Source organism: Photobacterium sp. MCCC 1A19761 (assembly GCF_037389125.1).
Classification (GTDB): Bacteria; Pseudomonadota; Gammaproteobacteria; order Enterobacterales; family Vibrionaceae; genus Photobacterium.
This window is the reverse complement of record NZ_JAZGTF010000063.1, coordinates 1-376: the sequence shown is the minus strand read 5'-3', so window position 1 is coordinate 376 and position 376 is coordinate 1. Positions and strand designations below refer to the sequence as shown.

1 protein-coding gene is annotated in these 376 nt (G+C 61.4%); it reads left to right on the top strand.

Annotated features, from left to right (window positions below; translation table 11 throughout):
• A partial coding sequence (locus tag VV869_RS24330; RefSeq protein WP_337737536.1) for an Ig-like domain-containing protein occupies window positions 1–376 on the top strand: 376 nt, incomplete at both ends.

Sequence of the window (376 nt, the reverse complement as noted above, 5' to 3'; positions counted from 1 at the left end):
ACTGCAACGCTGACCTTCACCCTGAGCGAAGCGAGCAGTGGTTTTGCGATGGAAGATGTCACGGCTGTGGGCGGCAGCCTGGACAACTTCGCAGGCAACGGCACGACGTACACCGCGACGTTTACTCCGGATGCCGATCGCACCGAGCCGGCGACCGTCGATATCGCGGCAGAGACCTTCACTGATGCGGCGGGCAACGACAACACCGCGGCGACGCAGCTGAGCATCAACCTGGATACCGCGCTGCCGAGCGTAACCATCACCAGCAACAAGGCGAGCCTGAAAGCGGGCGAAACGGCAACGCTGACCTTCACCCTGAACGAAGCCAGCAGTGATTTTGCGGTTGAAGATGTCACGGTTGTAGGCGGCAGCCTGG